This window comes from Candidatus Oleimmundimicrobium sp. (genome assembly GCF_030651595.1).
GTDB lineage: Bacteria > Actinomycetota > Aquicultoria > UBA3085 > Oleimmundimicrobiaceae > JAUSCH01.
In genome coordinates this window covers 1-1,626 of record NZ_JAUSCH010000095.1, presented here as the reverse complement: position 1 = coordinate 1,626, position 1,626 = coordinate 1, and the positions used below count along the sequence as shown (strand labels likewise).

Here is a 1,626-nt window from a genome sequence, read left to right as displayed (position 1 = left end):
AGGGGTGGCGGTCGCGATGAGCACAGGAGCCGACAGCCGGTTCATGCGCCTTGCCATCGACCTGGGGCGGCGCGGGCTGGGGCGGGTCTGGCCCAACCCGGCGGTCGGCTGCGTGATCGTGCGTGCGGGCGTGATTGTCGGGCGCGGCTGGACGCAGCCGGGCGGGCGGCCCCATGCCGAGGTCTGTGCGCTGGCGCAGGCCGGGGCGGCGGCGCGTGGCGCGACGGCCTATGTCAGCCTGGAGCCCTGCGCGCATACCGGCCAGACACCGCCCTGCGCGCAGGCGCTGATCGGGGCCGGTGTGGCGCGGGTGGTCACCGCGCTGCGCGACCCCGACCCGCGGGTGGCGGGCCGGGGGCATGCGATGCTGCGCGCGGCCGGTATTGTCGTGGATGACGGTGTCGAGGCCGAGGCGGCGGCGCTGGCCAATGCCGGGTTCCTGCTGCGCATCACGCAGGGCCGCCCGATGGTGACGCTGAAGCTGGCGCTGTCGCTCGATGGCCGGATCGCCACCGCCGCCGGGGTCAGCCGCTGGATTACCGGGGCGCAGGCGCGCCGGGTGGTGCATCTGCTGCGCGCGCGTCACGATGCGGTGATGGTGGGGGCGGGCACCGCGCGTGCCGACGACCCCGATCTGCGGGTGCGCGCGCTCGGCGTCGCGCATCAGCCGGTGCGTATGGTGGCCGACAGCCGGCTGGGGGTTTCGGTTGGCGCGCGGCTGGGGCTTTCGGCGCGCGAGGATGCGGTCTGGATGCTGCATGGCCCGCAGGCGCCGAGGGCCACGCGGCGCGACTGGCAGGATGCGGGTGCGACGCTGGTGGCCTGCGATCTGGATGGTCTGGGGCGGCTGGACATCGCCAATGCGTTGCAGCAGCTGGGGGCGCGGGGCATCACGCGGGTGTTTTGCGAGGGTGGCGGCGGGCTTGCCGCCAGTCTGATGCGCGCCGGGCTGGTTGACGAGATGGTGGTGTTCAGCGCAGGCCATGTCTTTGGTGCCGATGGCACTGCCGGTCTGGGCGGCATGGGTGTGACCGGGATTGGCCCGCAACCGTTCTCGCTGGTTGCGTCAAGGCGCTGTGGCGAGGATCTGATGCACCATTGGCGGCGCTCCGGTCTGGTACAGTCTTTGTTGACGGAATGGTAACCATGATGTCTTCTGCCGGGAAAATCACCCGGCCGGGCCTAAGATTTGCCATATACCGGAAACATAACCGTGCCGGTGGCGTGTTGAATTCAGGGGTGGGATACCCCAGATGTTGGCATGATCGGGGGGCATGATACGGCATGCTGCCCGCGTGGAAGAATAGAGGTAGGTAGATGGCAGTCGAAACAAACACATATCCGGTCTTGCCGTTGCGCGACATGGTGGTGTTTCCGCACATGATCGTTCCGCTGTTCGTGGGACGTGACAAATCGGTGCGCGCGCTTGAGGCGGTGATGCGCGAGGACAAGCAGATCCTGCTGGTTGCGCAGATCGATCACGCCGCCGAGGACCCGGGCCCCGAGGGTATGTTCGAGGTGGGTGTGCTGGCCAGCGTGTTGCAGCTTCTCAAGCTGCCCGATGGCACGGTCAAGGTGCTGGTCGAGGGCAAGGCCAGGGTGTCGCTGGTGCGTTTCATCGACAAT

The 1,626-nt window shown here is 68.8% G+C and carries 2 protein-coding genes; both read left to right on the top strand.

Features of this window, described 5'->3' with window-relative positions:
* On the top strand, positions 1–1,144 hold a 1,144-nt coding region (gene ribD, locus Q7U95_RS05790; protein ID WP_308752686.1), incomplete at its 5' end, for a bifunctional diaminohydroxyphosphoribosylaminopyrimidine deaminase/5-amino-6-(5-phosphoribosylamino)uracil reductase RibD.
* Positions 1,145–1,317: 173 nt separating this feature from the next.
* Positions 1,318–1,626: LON peptidase substrate-binding domain-containing protein (locus Q7U95_RS05785; protein ID WP_308752684.1), on the top strand; the 309-nt coding region annotated here is incomplete at its 3' end.